The following is a 16,996-nucleotide window of genomic DNA, read 5'->3' on the forward strand; positions in this document are numbered from 1 at the left end:
AGTTAACCAATGAAGTGGTGTTAAGGGCTCGACAAGCATCCAAAACATCGCTATAACGCAATAAGAATTAAAATTCTTTATTGTCAGATTAATAATATTTTGCTTTACACCTTAATGGTTTAATGAAGAATATTGCGCAAAGTATGTAAAGGAGCTAAATAATGTTTAGTGGTCAAAGGTTTTTTGATGACAGGCATTTTCCAAAAGGTTTTGCTCGATCCGGCTATTTCACCATAAAGGAATCGCAACTTTTGGAAACCTGTGGCCGTACCATGAAAGCGCTGTTTGAAGGCACCATGGTTCCACAAGATGAAGAACAGCAAAAATTTGTTGATGAGATCAATGGCCGTCGTGCTGCGGAAACGCAATACGCGCTTTGTTGGCTAAAGTATCTAAGAGAGATCAACCACAAGCACGTGGTTTATAACCTCTGCTCAACGTCTCGCAATGGCGCAGCGGAAGATTATTCAGAAGCAGAAGCGGACGAATAAGCAGATTTCAGAATGAAAAAAAGCGAGCCTTGGGCTCGCTTTTTTGTTTTGTCGTCGAAAGGTTACCCCAGTAATTGAGCCAATGTGTAAGGTTGTCTCGTGAGGTTTAGCGCCTGTGCTGGCGTGAACCCTTCGTTGTTTTGATGACATAAATTGTTCCACGCACGGAATATATCCAACAATGGAAGCAAGCCACCAGGGCGAAGCCGTCTTCTTGGTTCATCAACCAGCGAGCGGAAGTTTATATGAAAGCGGGCTTGATACTCTTCTAGCCTGAAGGTGCTGGCTTGTTGTAGCCACTTATGCTCTTTTCCCGTTTCTCGCCATAAATGGCATATCGCTTTTTCTGCTTTTCCTTTTTGTGTAAACGCCCATCGGTCTCTCCACCAGCTTAGCAACATGATATCGACGTTCTCTGCGTTGTCGTTTTCTTGCCACATTTCGTTTTGTTCCACATAGACGGGATGGCACTGCCTTGTTAGCAATTTGTCTTTGAAAATACTAAACACCGCGGAGCGCAACAGGGGCTCCTGTGGAAGATACAGCGTGATTTCGTCCCAATGAGGAACAAGTTCGCGTAGACGTAAATACTGCGCGTAGGCCGTGTATTGAGGACGAATCAAACACCCTTTCGACGGGTAGTCAATATGGATCGGCCGAGTATATAAATCTTCGACATTACTGCGAGAGAGGACTTCTTGATACTTGGCGTTGACCTGATTGAGCAAGGTGTCTTGTGCGGATTCTGGGCCATCCTCAAGATGTAAGAAACTGTCAGGCATCCGCCTTGTGTTGGGCATATAGACATCAGCATTTTCGTCAGGTTTATCCTCTTCTGGCGAATAGTTGATGTTTTGCAAGAGCACATAGCCGTGGGTAGCATCGCCAGTGGCTAACCACATAACACCATTTTCGCTGCGTGGTTGCAGCGTTGTAAGGGTGGAGGCGAGTGGCGCATCTTTGGCGAGTTGTAAGTAACGGGCGTCAACACTGGCCAGTTTGTTGCGGCATCGCGCGGCAATCTGGTCTAGGTGATCATAGAACGTCTTTGGGTTCATTTGCAGTCGGCGGCAAATCTCTCGGACGGGATAACCGGTGAAGAGAAGCCCGAGGAGTTTTTGTTGCAAATCTAGCTTTGGATTTGCATTAGACCAGCGGTCTACAAACGTCGATTGACAATGTTTGCAACGATAGCGTTGTCGTTCCCCGCTATAGCCAAATGCATGGTAAAGCTCACGATGTGTAAGCACTGGCTTACCGTAAGCAATGCATGTATCGGTACTGCAAGCCGCTAAATTTCCAGAATCTTGTTTTTTGAGTCGTGAAAATTCTTTACGCACTGCATGGTTGTTAAGGAGAGGAGGAAAGGCGCCACACTCACGGCACACCAAGCCGGGGCGAGACGGATCTGTGTCTTGAAGCAGGTAATGCTTCTCGTCACTCAATCCAAAGTTTCGACACGCCAATGTTTTACAAAAGTTGAGTTGTAATCCATCTGCCGCCAACGGTAGCTTCCCTGTAGACACCAGTCCTCCTCGGATTATTTTTCTTACGTATTGATTGGTTGTTCGTTATGTGAAAACGCGCCAACCATAAGGGGTTATGAAAAGAAGTTCACTATTGCTATTTCACTTGATTGTGTTCGGGCTACCAGCAAATTTGTAATAGTAATTGTGTATGTCCTGTTAACGTTTCTGAGCCCAGTCTATGAAACCTGCAATATCCATCAGCAGATCATGATCACATTCGTCGGCATTCTATTTGTCTTTTCATTCCTAATTTACCATATGTGTTTATTTAGTGATATTTGTCACACTTTTGGTTGTATCCGTCTAGATTGCTGGTCAGTAATTAAGCTTCAACAAATTGATTTTTATAGCCTCTTAATTTTCCTATTTTTTCCTGACCCAAGAAAAATCTTTTAAATCAAGTTAATAGCGTGAACTTGTATGTGTGGCATTTCTTTGTCGCTAATTTCCACATAAAAACTAGGCTTAAATTGAATCTCAATAATGAGATGGAAATCTCTAGTTGGAAGGTGGACGTGTAAGGGGTGTTTGTATGAAAGGTGTAATTCAGCTCATCGGTATCATTGCGTTTTGCAGTGTGCTTTGGGGGTGTGGTGACAGCGGCACTACTGCGGCGAGTACGACTTCAACCAGCAGTTTGCAATTACCACAGCAGTTGGAGGTTGTGACAAATGAAAACGACTAACACAGCATGCCTATTGCTTTCGTCAATGATGTGGTCAGGGATTTCTATTGCTGCGTTTAACGACGCAGGAACTGAGTACTCCAATGCAACGACGAAGAGCTATGTATGGAACGAAGCGTTAGAACCGATTGAACTGGTTAACAGTATTTTGTGCTTTACGGCTCAATTCAATATGACGGAATTTGCCAATTCTGGGCCTTATCTGGTGCTTGCCGATGAGGGTGCATGTTTTGATGATTCAGAAGATGGCTCGACAGGTCAGTCATCAGGGGCAAGTAATACGCCATCGTACTTGAAAGCGGTAGCAAATGTGACTCGAGAGTCTGACTCGTCCCCATTGATTGCCAACGTCTGGATCCCTGAGATGGGTACGGGGTCGGATGAACAAGCCATTCGATTTAAAGCCGTGATTACTGAGGGAGCATCAGATTCTGATCCCTTTGGTCAGTTCACCTTCAATTTTGACTTCTTCGATAATTTTTCTGACTTAACCGCACTAGGCGGCGGTGAAGTGCTGACTGTTGATTCGGTGGAAGGCTCTATTGGCTTTACCTTGTATGAGTCGAGTCAACATGGAGCAAGTACATATACCCAAAGCGCCAGTGTTGTGATGTCGAGTGATCGATCTGACGGCATTGCTTTAACGTCATCAGATAACGGTGGCGCTTATGCATTATCGTTTAGTTCAAGCAATGTGTTACTCCAAAATGCGAGTGATTTTAGTAGTTTGCCATACAAGTCGGGCGATAACACAGGCACGTGTCTTAGCCGAACGGATTTTGATAGCTCGGTGAATCGTTATGATTTGTTTAATGCATCCACCGGAGCGCAAATAGACGTTAACTCAGGTTTCCCTATTCGTTATGCCAGTGCTAACGACGCCAACTACGACAGCTACGGGTACATTGGTTACTGGGGGCTGTGGAGTGAAGTTGAAGGTGCTGTCACGAATGGCGAGACGGTCGTCAAAGATGATGGGGGAGTACAAACGCCCTATACGGTCGTCACTGCACCTGGCCGCCTCATAAAGAACACAGTGAAAACCCTGTCTTTATCGGATGCGCGTGGGGTTAGCTTTTCATACTGGGACAATTCGGTGTTCAGTGATAGCAGCTTTGACCAGTGGGTAGTGAGTTACATGACGGCGTCTCAAGACAGTGTGGGATCTGATGGTTTCTATAAAACGGGCAAGCTCAGTTGGGGACAAAATGGACCAACGATCACCGCATTTGGCCCGACACAAATCGTATTGTCGAGTAATGAATCTTTGTACATGTATTCCGAGCAACTCGGTGGTGAAGTGAAGTATCTACAAGGTAAAACATCACTGACGTACTATGAGCAAAGCTTCGTCAATGGCAGTGAAACAGGGTCTGGCGAATTACTGAATGGTGGTTCTGTCACCTTGTACTGTTACGATAATTGCCCTATTGGTACTTTGGCTATTGGTGATTTAGGCACGTGGAGCGGGCCTTTTGAAACCAATGGTGTCCAAAGACAGTTTACCTTTAGTACTTCTGGCGGTAATGCGTTGACACTGGTGAGTGTGAATAGCTCTGAGCCAGTTCGTTACGATGCTTCCCTGACACAAAACGATATCAACTCAACGCCAAACAGTTGGGGCGTAAGAAGTGGGCCGATGGTGACATCGACAGTAACTAACTCCTATGACATTTACGATCCTTCGATCGTGACTGAGTACTATGTCTGGGAGACGGGCCTTCAGAATTGGAATCAGTTGACAGCGATCACTGATGGCAGTGGAGATGTGGTGAGTTTTGAAAAGCCAATTCAATTTGCTTATACCCACGCTGATGCGAATGACCGTTCAGGGAATGCTGGTAATTTTGCGGGGCAAACCTTCCTCGTTAATTACGGTGGGAATGGCGATTTTTGGGGAATTCCGTACTCTCAAACAGACGAGCGATATACGCCTGAATTTTCGTTAGCGGATGGTGTATTAATGGGCGCTTCCAACGAGTATGTCATAAAAGCGCGTGAAATTGAGCAATCGATGCAAAGTGCGACAGGGCAATGTTCGGCGCTAACCTTGAGTGACCCAGCGGTTGCAGTACCGACCTCTGTTACGGGTTCTGCCGATATTGGCACTATGCCGATTGTTGAAGGTGACCCTTCAGTAATAGCTGGCGTTACTCAGTAGCGCGGCTGTCAACGCGGAAGGATCTTGGGAGTTACAACGGAAAAAGCGCCAGAGAATATCTGGCGCTTTTCTTGTTTAGCTGTTCTGTCCCTCAGTGGTTCACCTGAAGTTCACCGCTGAAGATGTTCATGCAGGAGATATTCATGATGAACAGAGATCACCGTCAGCGGTTTTGTTATCGCTTATCCCACGCATCAGCCCAGTAAAGGCTATCACCCGGTGCGTAAGACGCATTGGCACACCAGCTGGTGTAAGGCCAAGGCTTACATTCGTAAATATTAGCGTCTACACCTGTCACCAAATCGCCCGCCGCGTAAGCCGTGCCTGATACATAGTCAGGATATTCTCCGCCCGGAGGCGGCGTAATTGCCTCATCTTTCACGGTAAACGCCGCGTTTTTCTTCACGGTCGTACCATTTTCCGTTGTACCAATAACAGAGATTGAGTACGGACCAACTTCAACGTTGCTCAGTGACAAAGACACAGCCAGTTTGCCGTCAACGGTGACTTGAGTTTCGCCGCCAGACACCATTGAAGCGCCTGACACAGAAATATCTGCTGTCATCACTTGGTTGCTTTCCAGAGAAAGCTCTAGCGTGATACTGCCATTGTCGGCAGTGTAGGTGCTTTGAACGCCTGACAGTTTCAACGATGCCGCTGGCGTGCCAGTGTCGCCACAATCGCTGTCGCCTGTTTCGCGCCAAACACCCCATTCGCCCGTTGTGCCAGGTTCTTCACCGCGCGTCCACCAACCCGCTTGCCAGGTTTTTCCGGTGTGGCTCACGATATCGTCCGTGTTGTAAACTTCAGAGGCACCCCATGCGTTTGCACAGGTGCTGCCGTCGGTAACAGAAATGACACGGTCTACTGTCACGGTTTGAAGTGCACTATCAGTGACGCTGTAACTTATGTTGTATTTACCAACAAGGGATGTATCGACGTTACTTTCAACCGATACGGTGCTGGTTAGGTCGCCATCTTCTGCATCAGTGGCTTTTACGCCTGCCATTGCGTCGAATTCAGTGCCCAGTTTTAGGGTAAGTTTTTCCACGCCAGAGAAAACAGGTTTTTGGCTGTAAACCTCAACAGTGCGCGTTGCTTTGGTTTCGTTGTCGTCTTCATCAGAAACACTGTAAACCAGCACGTATTGACCCAAACGCGAGGTATCAACGCTGCCGTCAATCACAATGCTAAAGGTCAGGTCGCCATTTTCTTCGTCCATGGCAGAAACGCCTGCCATGGCATCGAATTCATCACCGTGGCGAACGCGAGCGTCATTCACACCGCTGAACACAGGTTTGCCTTCCGCTGGTGGTGGTGGCGTTTGACCGTGAATAAATGGACCGTAATCTTTAATGAACTGCTCGTTGTATTGGTTACCCGCTGCATCTGTTCCCATGTCCCAGTTTACTGACCATGTCATGACACCGCGTAGTGGCTGACCTTGGTTACTTAACTGTCCAAAGGCTGCATATAGCTTGGCAGGATCTTTTACAAAACCGGTTGCTGCCGCATCGTCGCTTGAAGGAATACCGAATACCAGTTTGTCGTGCGGGATCTTGTGGAAGCCACGGGTACCGTTGATCAACGAATCAGAGATGTAATAGATAAACTCTTGTTTTAGCTCATCGTTATTTTGTGCAATCCAGCCCACACCATCAATCCAAATGCCGTCGCCGCCTTGGTTGTAAAACTGTGGGTTGATCCAATCGTAGTAACCTTCCAGAGCCGTTATGTAAGGCACGTATTTACCGCCTTCTGTCAGGTAGGGAAACTCTGGTGCCATGGTGATCAGGAAGTTTTTACCTTGCGCCGCATAGTGGTCTTTGACCATACGCAGTGCAGCAGGAATCACGGTTTGGTTGTCTGCCGCGGTAACCGCCGCTTGTTCTAGGTCGATGTCTAAACCATCGAAGCCGTACAGGTCGGTAAGACGAATGATTTCATCGGCAAATGCTTGTTCATCGCCAGTCTTCAATTCTACGTGTGCATCCGCACCACCAAGAGCTAGCAAGACAGAACGACCTTGACGGTTTAGCTCAGCGATTTCGTTAATGAAATCTTGCTCAGACAAGCCAATCATAGGGTCAAGGCGGAAAGTAGGAATGCGGCCTTCTGCGGTATCGAACACTTTCATGAAAGACACGTCGACCACGTTATACATTGGGTTCACTTCTTCCAACGTGACACACGGTGCGTTGCCGCGTTTATAACCTGCACCATCACACCAGTTGTGCCAGTAACCCACAACAACGCCACCCTTAGGGTTCACCATAGCGTCGCCGTTTACCGCTGACACAGAAGCGTGGGAAGAGAAGCTCGCTAAGCCCAGAAAGAGCGCAGCACAAATTGCATTCGGCTTGAACGTCATGGCCGTTTTATTCCTTAAAAAAGAAGAGACAGGTATTTTCGCCAGTAAGTTACGGGATGTTTTTAAAAGACATAAGCGAAATCTATGTCTGCTTTTTTTACATGGAAGTACGATCACGCCTTGTCCACTATTCTGACAAGGCTATACAAAATTCTTCTGTGTAACTCACTGAAAATCGGCGCGAATTGTAGGGGTGGGATGTAGGCGAAATATCAGGGCAATGATGAAAAAACGTCAGGGGAATGTCAGGAGTCGCCGTGTTGAACAATAAAAACTCAGGCATATAATGAGTTTCCAGACAGCCGTGACGATGCTTTTGTATATAGGCACGTTTGTTCTGGTTTCATCCTTGGGTGAGTGCTCTACTATTTTGTCGCTTGAGAGCAATCCTATAAAGGGCTGCTTTTCCAGCCAATGGACTTTTATATTCACTTTATGCCCGTATACTGGCAGAGCGACGGGATCATATTCAAAGCAGGGAAATGCGAATGAGCAATTTTGAAGTTTTATTAGACTTTGCAAAAGAGAACAAGAAAATAGTGGTTCCTATATTATTGGTTGTTCTTACGGTTGCGGGACTGTATGCGTATCGTTTACCGGATTTCATCTACGGATGGAAAGTGCAGTATGACTTGAAGAAAGAAACGGAAGTGCGTTTATTAACTGGCCAGTGTGTCGTTAATGTCAGTAAGAGCGAAGATCAGGCGCCCGATTGGATCCATTGTGAGCGATTGTTCGGCACTACGGCGAGCGAGGGCGGTGTAGATTTGCCTGAGTAATGTAAGTGTGAAAAACAACTGGGGCACGCTTTAAGAAAAGTACCCATGTATCAGTTTCATGGGTATGTGTATTTATTCTCATCATCACTCAATCGTTTCAAAGTGGAATTTGTATTCGCGCACACCGTCTATCTGCACGCCTTTCTCTCTCAGCTCAAGGTATTGCTTGAGTTTCACGGTTCTGAAATCCATCGCCTTGAGCGCAAGGATGATCCTCAGTTCGTCCATTGAACGTGATTTAGCCTCAGAGCTACACGTACCACAGACAACATGTGTTTTTTGCTTAAACCCTACCTTATCCAGCCAGTGCAGTTCTTTGGGTTCTTTACGTGCGCCACAGAAGTAGCATTGATTATCTTGCTTCAATGCTGCCTCTTCCCTTAACGCTTTAGGGCTTGGCGATTGGGTTGCTGGCGTAGTGTTGGTCTTTTTGCTACCACTAAATTTAGAGAACTGAACGACATTAGGCATTGGGATTGCTCTTACTCATTAAGATATACGGCATGTCACGGAACATGATTATCATGCACCTTTATATCCTATTTTCTGAGTACTGAATGAGTCAAATTATTCTAAACATGTTTGTTCTTAGATAGACGCGAATGAGTTAGCCAATTGGCAATTGCATCGGCGCTAAATCAGGTGATACCAAAAGCGTGGCTTCTGTGGCGGCTTGAACGTCTTCGATGGAAAACTCAGGGGCAAGCTCAGTGAGTACCATACCGCGTTCATTGATTTCAAATACCCCCATTTCTGTCACGATCAGGTTGACTTGATTCGCGGCTGTGAGTGGCAAGGAGCAATGCTTCAACAGCTTGGGTTGCCCCTTTACGGTGTGTTCCATAGCAACTATCACCTTCTTGGCACCGACGACCAGATCCATTGCGCCGCCCATGCCCGGCACCATTTTTCCTGGGATGATCCAGTTGGCGAGGTTGCCCTTTTCATCAACCTGCAGCGCGCCCAATACCGTGGCATCGACATGGCCGCCACGGATGATGGCGAAAGAGTCGGCGCTGTTGAAGTAACACGCCCCGTTTACGGCAGTAATGTGTTGACCACCCGCATTCACCAGATCGGCATCTAGGGTGTTTTCACACGCCAGTTGATCAATGCCTAGCAGGCCGTTTTCCCCATGAAGTAATAGCTCTACTTCTTTGTCGACATGGTTGGCGACCAGTGTTGGCAAGCCAATACCCAGGTTTACCACGTCGCCGTCTTTCATCTCTCGGGCGACACGCCATGCAATGCGACGTCGGATGGTATTTTTGTCTAATTGCGCTGTCATTGCGTGTCCTCCACCAGAATGTGATCGACAAAAATGCTTGGGGTATGAACCGCTTCAGGTGCAATCTCGCCAAGCTCAACAAGTTGTTCAGGTTCGACAATGACGGTTTCAGCCGCGGTCGCCATGAGCGGATTAAAATTCTGGGTGGTTTTGCTGTAAAACACGTTGCCACGACGATCGACTTTTGAACCCCTGATCAAAGCCAAATCGGCTTTTAGCGGTGTTTCGAGCAAAAATGGTTGCCCATCGATGTCTATCACGCGTTTGTTTTCCGCGACGATGGTGCCGAGCCCTGTTGGCGTGAGTACGCCGCCTAACCCTGCACCTGCAGAGCGAATACGCTCCGCGAGCGTGCCTTGAGGAACCAGCTCAACCTCCAGCGTCTCTTCGTTCATTTGCTTGCCCGTTTCAGGGTTCGTCCCAATGTGAGAGGCATAGAGTTTTTTCACTCGCTTATCAGCAATCAAACGGCTTGAACCACGACCGGGAGAACCGGTGTCAGTGGTGATCAGCGTAATGTCTTTGATGTCTTTTTGAATCAAGAGATCGATCAAGCGCTCTGGTGCGCCTGTCGCCATAAAGCCACCGATCATGATGGTCATGCCGTCATGCAAAAGGTGTTCAATCTGTTGGGCGGTCGCTGCTTTTTTCATGGTGTCCATTCCCTTAGCAACGTTTCAGAATGAGTGCGGTGCCCATGCCGCCACCAATGCACAACGACGCCAGACCATACTCTTGCTGCGTGCGTTGCAGTTGGTAAACCAGCGTGGTGACAATACGGTTGCCAGACGCGCCAATCGGGTGACCGAGGGCAATCGCGCCGCCGCTTAGGTTGCTGCGTTCCAACAGCCAGTCTTGTTCGATCTGATGCTCTTCAGCGACGTCTTTGATCACACCAAGCGCTTGTGCCGCAAACGCTTCGTTCAGTTCGAATACATTGATGTCTTCGATGGCCATTTTGGCCTTGGTTAACGTGTTGGCTATGGCTGAAACAGGCCCAAGTCCCATCACTTCTGGTGCAATGGCGCCCTGTCCGTATTCCACCAACTCAGCCAGTGGGGTGAGGTTGTGACGTTTCACCGCGCTTTCTGATGCCAGCAAAATGGCGGATGCGCCATCGTTAATGCCAGACGCGTTGCCCGCCGTCACGCTGCCTTGTTTGTCGAAGGCTGGTCGCAGCGCTTGAAGCCCTTCAAAGGTGGCGTTTGCTTTGGGGTATTCATCGTCTTTGACGTCAAACTGGCGTTTTCGCTCTGTCACAGTGATTGATGCGATTTCCGCTTCGAAATGACCGTTTTCAATGGCGTTCACGGCTTTCTGTTGGCTCTGCAAGGCAAACTGGTCTTGCGCTTCGCGGCTGATATTGCACTGGGAGGCGATGTTCTCTGCGGTCACACCCATGTGGTAGTGATGGAAAGCATCCGTTAAGCCGTCTTTGATGATGCTGTCTTCCTGCATTTGTTGGCCCATACGAACGCCGCGGCGAATTTGCCCAGAGGTGATAAACGGCGCGTTGGACATGCTTTCCATGCCGCAAGTGAGAACAATTTGTGCATCGCCAGCACGAATGTGGCTCGCACCGTCCATGATGACTTTCATGCCGCTGCCACAAATCATGTTCAGCGTGTAAGCAGGCACCGTATCTGGAACACCTGCATTGATGGCAGCTTGACGGCCTGGCCCCATACCCGCACCGCCGGTCAGCACATTGCCCACAATCACTTCGTCGATAAGATCCGGCGTGATGTCTACCTGTTCAAGTGCGGCTTTCATTGCATGTGCGCCAAGCTCAACGCCTGACAATGACGCGAGAGATCCGTTAAAGCTGCCTATTGGCGTGCGCTTTGCCGCCACAATATAGATGCGTTCCATGTCACCACTACTCCCATGCTTGCGATGTGTTATTTGCTAACTGCTTTCTAGCTTACGGAAGGGGAGCGAGTGGCGATATAGACAGAAATTCAAAGTGGCTTTGCGAAAATGCAAAGCAGGGGGATGAGGCGTGTGAAGATGCGTTAGCAAGGAGTCAGCAAGGATTATCCAGTAAGAAATCTTTAAATTTACTGGCAACAGGTGAGGCCACCGAAGCAGGGTGATAGTAAAGATTCAAACTCCAAGTACTGGTCGTAAAGTCTTGCAGCAAGGGAATAAGCGCACCGTTTTCAACCGCATCTTGGGTGACGAATTGGGGAAGGTAAGCAATCCCCGCGCCTTGGGAGACGCCGCGCAATAAGAGGTCGCTGTCATTCACCTCAATGGTTTTCGGCACTTTCAGTACGATGTTTTCAACGCCTTTTTGAAAGATCCATTCGTTACTGCCCGTGAGTGTGGTCGCGACCAAACAGGCGTGATCCTGCAAATCTTCCGGTTGGGTGGGTAGCCCTTGTTTTTCTGTGTAGTGCGGCGCAGCCACCACCACAAACGGAGAGGCCAACAGTTCCCGTTTGACCAAGAGTAAGTCTTTTTCTCGGTAGCCCTGAAAGCGGGCGTTGGCACTGATCATCAAATCGCTGGTGCTCGCATGGTCGAGTGCCCAAGGCGTCACGTTAATATTGAACGTCACTTTCGGGTTGAGTCGGGTGTACTCGGTGATTTTGTCCATCAAATAGTGGTTGGCATAAACAGGCGTGCAGGCAATGTTGATGTGGCCTTTTTCGTTATCCTGAAACCCAGCTAGCTTCTGAGTGACGCGCTCCGCTTTATCGACGATGGGTGAGAATTCTTCATAGAGGGTTTGACCCGCCTGTGTGGCTTCTAACAAGCGGTTCGAGCGGTGGCAGAGGGTAGTGCCGAAATGTTGCTCCAATTCTTGAAGCCAACGGCTTCCCGCAGAGACGGAGACATTAAACTGACGCGCCGCCGAAGAGATAGACCCTGTGCGGATCACGTAGATAAAGAATGCCATTTTATCGAGCATGAAATCTCTCCGAGGCTGTTTGGGTATATGCTAAATCCCTTTGTAAAAGATTCGGTTAACTTTTGCACGTGCGCAACAAGCAGTTTTCAGATTTAGTGCGTTGTTATCACGGGGATAGCGGTTATTCGAATGGTTGGTGGTCATTACCCGCGATTTCGTCGGCCTTACATGCTACGGCGATTGAATACGGGATAAACCTAAAAAAGCGCTTTGGCAACGAAACCAAGGCGCGGTGGAAAAGAGACTGTAAATCTAACGGAACTGACTACATTTGTGCCCCAAGTTGCCAAGGAACAAATTCATGATCACCCAGCCCATTCTGCTCGCTTTTGGACGCATCCCCAGAAGCTACGGCAATGATCAGGTCAAAGACTTCCTTTCCTTTATCTTGTAAGGAAACGCCTTCATCGATGATGTCACCGCAGTTGATATCCATATCCTCTTCCATTTTTTCGTAGAGGCTGGAGTTAGTGGCTAGCTTGATCGACGGTGCGGGCTTGTAGCCAAATACCGAGCCACGTCCTGTGGTAAAGCAAATCAGTGTTGATCCAGAGGCGACTTGTCCTGTGATGGCGCACGGGTCATAACCAGGCCCATCCATAAGGACAAAGCCTTTCTTATCAATTTTTTCTGAGTATAAGTACACACCCATCAGCGGAGAGGTTCCTGCTTTGGCGATAGCACCCAATGATTTTTCGAAAATGGTGGTTAACCCGCCCGCTTTGTTGCCGGGCGTTGGGTTGTTGTCCATTTCCCCACCGTTTTTAGCAGCATAGTTTTCCCACCACTTGATCCTCTCTACCAACTTTTGCCCAGCCTCTAGCGTTGCGGCTCGCTTTGTGAGCAGGTGTTCCGCGCCATACACTTCAGGGGTTTCAGAAAGCACTACCGTCCCGCCTGCGCTCACCAACAGATCGGCAGCGACACCCAATGCAGGATTGGCAGTGATCCCCGAATAACCATCAGAACCTCCGCACTGGAGTGCGATGGTGAGCTCTGATACTGGCTGCTCTGTTCGCTTGCTCTCATTGGCTGTGAGCAGCATAGCTTTGATGAGCTCGACGCCAGCTTGGATCGTTTTGCGTGTCCCACCTTCATCTTGAATGATGAGCTTTCGAAATCCTTCGCCTTCCACGATGCCCGTTTCTTCGACCATTCGAGAGATTTGCATGACTTCGCAGCCTAATCCCACCATGAGCACGGATGCGAAATTGGGGTGGCAAGCGTAACCCATAAATGTGCGTTGAAGGTTATGGTATCCCTCGCCATCAGATTTGATGCAGCAACCTGCGCCATGCACGAGCGGCACGACGCCATCAATATTGGGATAATTCTTGAGGATGCCGCTTTCCTTTACTGCTTCGGCGATCAGTTTTGCCACGGTAGCTGAGCAGTTCACGCTGGTCAGGATACCAATGTAGTTGCGGGTTCCCACTTTTCCAGACCTACGCTTAAAGCCCATAAAGGTGCGGTCAGCCTGACTTAAATCAGGCGTAAACCGATTGGCATCACTGCAGAAATCGTAATCCCGTTCAACATCTTCTACGCCACAATTATGGCTGTGGACATGATCCCCAGCCGAAATAGCCGTTCTGGCAAACCCAATCACCTGCGCATATTTGGTGATTTCATCACCCTCTCTGTGGGCTTTAATCGCCACCTTGTGACCTCTTGGGATGCCGTTTGTTACAACCAGATCGCCTACCGAGATGCGGGATCCGGCAGGAATATCTTCAAGTGCCAGTGCGACACTGTCTTTTTCATTGAGGAGTGCGACTTTCTTTATTGATGGGTTGCTCATAGCGACTTTCCCTTTTCCCAAACGAACGCTCTAGCTTTCAGAGCCGTTAGATTTCCATTGTTTAAATGAACGAAGCATGTCGTTTCTCCACGCAACCGCATCCTTCAATCCCATCTCTTTCTCAAGCGCATCTACCTCGGCAGCGGCATTTTTAGCAGCGTTAAGATCCCACTTAGTTGGGTTGGAACGACTTTGAGCGATACCGAAGTTAAAGCCTCTGAACCTTTCCGCGTAATCAACCAATCCCCCTGGAGCATTGTGAGAAATCGTTTGAAATGGCCCCATGAATGCCCAGCGATGACTCAGCCCGTCGCTTATGCACTTATCAATGACGTCGACGGACGCATAACCTTCTTGGTATAGCCACCATGCTTCATTGAGCAGCGCGCCTTGCAGTCGGTTCAAAATAAAGCCTTCTATTTCTTTGCTCACCACCACAGGGGTTTGACCAATGTCGTTCATTAGCGCCGTGGCTTTCTCCGTGACATTTGGATCTGTCCAAGGGGCAGGCACCATTTCAACTAAAGGGATCAAGTGCGGGGGGTTAACAGGGTGCGCGATAAGGCACTGCGCTCTGTGGCTTAACGCTTCAGAAAATGCCGAACAGGGAATGCTGGATGACGAGCTGGCAAGAATGACATCGTCATCCACCAAGCTATCCATAGCCGAGAAAATCTCTTGTTTGGCCTCCAGTGTTTCAAAAATCGACTCTTGAACATAACCTGCGCCATTTAACGCTTCAGCCAGCGATGCGGTGTACTTGATTCGTTGAATGACCTCATCCGCATTCGCACTTGTGTTTAACGATGCAAGCTCTTGTCGGATATAACGCTCAGAGTTCGCAAAGGATGTGTCATCTCTGTCATATATATGAACGTCATAGCCAGCATTAGCAAATGCGATAGCCCATGAGGAGCCAATGAGCCCGGAACCAATTACGGTGACTTTAAACATGAATATTCTCTTTTCAGTATCTGCTTTAATTGGTGGTGAGATAAATCATTCAAAATAGAATGTCTCACTGTTAGGGTTAAATAATGTCATTCACCCAAGATCGTAAGAGGTAACCATAGAGTGAGTTGCGGCCAAATTAATGCAATAGCCAAACCCAAAACCTGAATGATGACAAAGGGAATAATGGCCCGATATATGGTTTTAATATTGATGCCTTTAGCGACACCCTTTATATAAAACAACGCGTAGCCAAAAGGTGGTGTGAGAAAACTGGTTTGAAGATTAATCGCCACCAACATCGCAAACCATAGCAATTGTTGTTCGGGTGTTAGGCCAAGACCAAAATCCATATTGGCAATAATCGGGGCGAAAAGCGGGAGCACAATGAAGCTGATTTCTACCCATTCAAGGAAAAAGCCCAGAACAAATATGATTCCCAACAAAAGTAAAAGGGTTCCGTATGGGCCAAAATCGAATGAAAAGATGGCAGCTTCAATCATTCCATTGCCTTTAAGCCCTTTAAAAACCATGCTGAACAGCGTCGCACCAACAAGAACGGCCAAAATCATCCCTGATGTCCTTCCTGTTTCGAGAACACATGTCTTCAGATTTTGATACGTGAGTTTTCGGTTTATAGCAGCAAGGATAATTGCACAAATCACCCCGAGGCCTGCCGCTTCTGTTGGCGTTGCAACTCCCGTAGCAATGGTGCCAAGAACGGTCAGGATGAGCGCCAAAGGCGCAAAGAGGTCTCGACATAAAGCAAGGAATAGCGAACCTTCGTTTTCCCTTTTCTTCACAGCGGGTGCGACGTCGGGTTTGATAATGGAAATGAAAATGATGTATCCGATATAGAGCCCGCCAAGCAACATGCCGGGGAAGACAGCAGCAAGAAAGAGATCTCCTACTGATATTTGTAGGATATCGCCCACAAGCACCAACATGATGGAGGGCGGAATTAATATCCCCAAGGTGCCGGATGCGGCAATCGTCCCGACGGCGAGCTTGGGGTCATATTTCTCTTTCAACATGACCGGCAAGGCTAGCACACCCAGCATAACGACGGATGCCCCCACAATACCCGTACTTGCCGCCATAATGATGCCAAGTAACGCCACGGATATTGCTAACCCACCTCGTCGACCCCCTAAAAGGCGTTCCAATGAATAAAGAAGGTTTTCAGCAAGCCCTGATTTATCTAATAACGTGCCCATGAAAACAAAAAGGGGAACAGCGAGAAGAAGCCAGTTGGAAATAACACTGGCATAAATACGTGACACACCGATGCCGAGAAATGCATATGGTAAATCTCCGACAAAGGCAAAAACAACGCCAACGCCACCAAGAACAAAGGCAACAGGATAGCCAACAAAAATACCCATCATTAAACAAATAACCATGGATAACGGGAGGATATATTCCATTTATTTACCCTCACTCTGGTTGGGTTTAATTAAACGCTTAATGTTCTTGATGATAAGGAAAACGCCTGCGGCCATTAATAAAGCAAAGCCAATTGGGATGGTTGATTTAATTAAAAACCGGTCATATAAACCGTCATAGTCTGACCCTTCATCAATCCTTAATGCGCGAGCCGTGGAGTCTATGCCAAGATCAACAACGACATAGCAAAACGGGAGTAGAAAAATGATGTGCCCAATCGTGTCTACGATACGTTTGGTTCGGCTAGACATATTCTGGCGGATAAAATCGACTCTGACGTGAGAATCTGTCACCAGTCCACCTGCAATGGTTAGCATCAGCATAAGACCAAACAGGTGCCATTGAAGATCACCAAGACTTGCTGACGTCAATCGCGAGCCAAAGAGTAGGATGTCGTCCTTCCATTCAGCAATTTTGCCAATGTCTAGAAGGGAGGCCAAAACTGAAAGGCCCACAAGGAAGACTATCGGGATAATGAGCCACGCTGCGATTTCACTCACCCAAACAATCCCTTTCAGGACTGTTTGGGTGATACCGCGCTGGCTGTCATGAGTTTTTAATTCATCACTCATTACTG

15 protein-coding genes are annotated in these 16,996 nt (G+C 48.0%); 4 read left to right on the forward strand and 11 right to left on the reverse strand.

The window, feature by feature from the left end:
- Window positions 1–161: 161 nt before the first annotated feature.
- Window positions 162–491 carry a MaoP family protein gene (locus L4D06_RS12840; RefSeq protein WP_274164911.1) on the forward strand — a complete coding sequence of 110 codons (330 nt, stop codon included), beginning with the start codon at window positions 162–164 and terminating at the stop codon, window positions 489–491.
- 62 nt (window positions 492–553) lie between these two features.
- Here L4D06_RS12840 and L4D06_RS12845 read toward each other — a convergent pair whose 3' ends face one another.
- Complete coding sequence (locus L4D06_RS12845; protein WP_274164910.1) at window positions 554–2,017, reverse strand: lactate dehydrogenase; 1,464 nt, start codon at window positions 2,015–2,017, stop codon at window positions 554–556.
- A gap of 535 nt (window positions 2,018–2,552) precedes the next feature.
- Here L4D06_RS12845 and L4D06_RS12850 point away from each other — a divergent pair.
- Both L4D06_RS12850 and L4D06_RS12855 read left to right on the forward strand, forming a co-directional pair.
- On the forward strand, window positions 2,553–2,705 hold the full coding sequence (locus L4D06_RS12850; protein ID WP_429739783.1) for a hypothetical protein: 153 nt from the start codon (window positions 2,553–2,555) through the stop codon (window positions 2,703–2,705).
- Window positions 2,692–4,866, forward strand: a complete 2,175-nt coding sequence (locus tag L4D06_RS12855; RefSeq protein ID WP_429739784.1) for a hypothetical protein — start codon at window positions 2,692–2,694, stop codon at window positions 4,864–4,866. Before L4D06_RS12850 ends, L4D06_RS12855 begins: the two co-directional genes overlap by 14 nt.
- 175 nt (window positions 4,867–5,041) lie before the next feature.
- On the opposite strand, the gene L4D06_RS12860 is transcribed toward L4D06_RS12855, so the two are convergent.
- Window positions 5,042–7,237, reverse strand: coding sequence for an immunoglobulin-like domain-containing protein (locus L4D06_RS12860; RefSeq protein ID WP_429739786.1), 2,196 nt, complete (start codon window positions 7,235–7,237; stop codon window positions 5,042–5,044).
- 488 nt (window positions 7,238–7,725) lie between these two features.
- Here L4D06_RS12860 and L4D06_RS12865 point away from each other — a divergent pair, with 488 nt between their 5' ends.
- On the forward strand, window positions 7,726–8,016 hold the full coding sequence (locus L4D06_RS12865) for a hypothetical protein (protein ID WP_429739788.1): 291 nt from the start codon (window positions 7,726–7,728) through the stop codon (window positions 8,014–8,016).
- A gap of 84 nt (window positions 8,017–8,100) precedes the next feature.
- On the opposite strand, the gene L4D06_RS12870 is transcribed toward L4D06_RS12865, so the two are convergent.
- From L4D06_RS12870 to L4D06_RS12910, 9 genes are all read right to left on the reverse strand, one after another.
- A complete protein-coding gene (locus L4D06_RS12870) occupies window positions 8,101–8,487 on the reverse strand; it encodes a hypothetical protein (RefSeq protein ID WP_429739790.1) in 387 nt (128 codons plus the stop codon).
- Between the two features lie 136 nt (window positions 8,488–8,623).
- A complete protein-coding gene (locus L4D06_RS12875) occupies window positions 8,624–9,304 on the reverse strand; it encodes a 3-oxoacid CoA-transferase subunit B (protein WP_429739791.1) in 681 nt (226 codons plus the stop codon).
- Window positions 9,301–9,957 (reverse strand): CoA transferase subunit A, encoded by a 657-nt coding sequence (locus tag L4D06_RS12880; protein ID WP_429739792.1) that lies wholly within the window; start codon window positions 9,955–9,957, stop codon window positions 9,301–9,303. Before L4D06_RS12880 ends, L4D06_RS12875 begins: the two co-directional genes overlap by 4 nt.
- A gap of 13 nt (window positions 9,958–9,970) precedes the next feature.
- Entirely contained in the window at window positions 9,971–11,176 is a 1,206-nt protein-coding gene (locus L4D06_RS12885; RefSeq protein ID WP_429739794.1) for an acetyl-CoA C-acetyltransferase, read from the reverse strand.
- Window positions 11,177–11,330: 154 nt separating this feature from the next.
- Window positions 11,331–12,221, reverse strand: coding sequence for a LysR family transcriptional regulator (locus L4D06_RS12890; RefSeq protein ID WP_429739796.1), 891 nt, complete (start codon window positions 12,219–12,221; stop codon window positions 11,331–11,333).
- A gap of 265 nt (window positions 12,222–12,486) precedes the next feature.
- Window positions 12,487–14,022, reverse strand: coding sequence for a UxaA family hydrolase (locus L4D06_RS12895; RefSeq protein WP_429739797.1), 1,536 nt, complete (start codon window positions 14,020–14,022; stop codon window positions 12,487–12,489).
- Window positions 14,023–14,052: 30 nt separating this feature from the next.
- Window positions 14,053–14,976 carry a 3-hydroxyacyl-CoA dehydrogenase gene (locus L4D06_RS12900; RefSeq protein WP_429739799.1) on the reverse strand — a complete coding sequence of 308 codons (924 nt, stop codon included), beginning with the start codon at window positions 14,974–14,976 and terminating at the stop codon, window positions 14,053–14,055.
- 86 nt (window positions 14,977–15,062) lie between these two features.
- Window positions 15,063–16,400: a TRAP transporter large permease gene (locus tag L4D06_RS12905; protein WP_429739801.1), complete on the reverse strand. Its 1,338-nt coding sequence runs from the start codon at window positions 16,398–16,400 to the stop codon at window positions 15,063–15,065.
- Window positions 16,401–16,991 carry a TRAP transporter small permease subunit gene (locus tag L4D06_RS12910; RefSeq protein WP_274164897.1) on the reverse strand — a complete coding sequence of 197 codons (591 nt, stop codon included), beginning with the start codon at window positions 16,989–16,991 and terminating at the stop codon, window positions 16,401–16,403.
- Window positions 16,992–16,996 lie beyond the last annotated feature (5 nt).

The sequence above is a fragment of the Enterovibrio makurazakiensis genome, assembly GCF_050336585.1.
Lineage (GTDB): Bacteria > Pseudomonadota > Gammaproteobacteria > Enterobacterales > Vibrionaceae > Enterovibrio > Enterovibrio gelatinilyticus.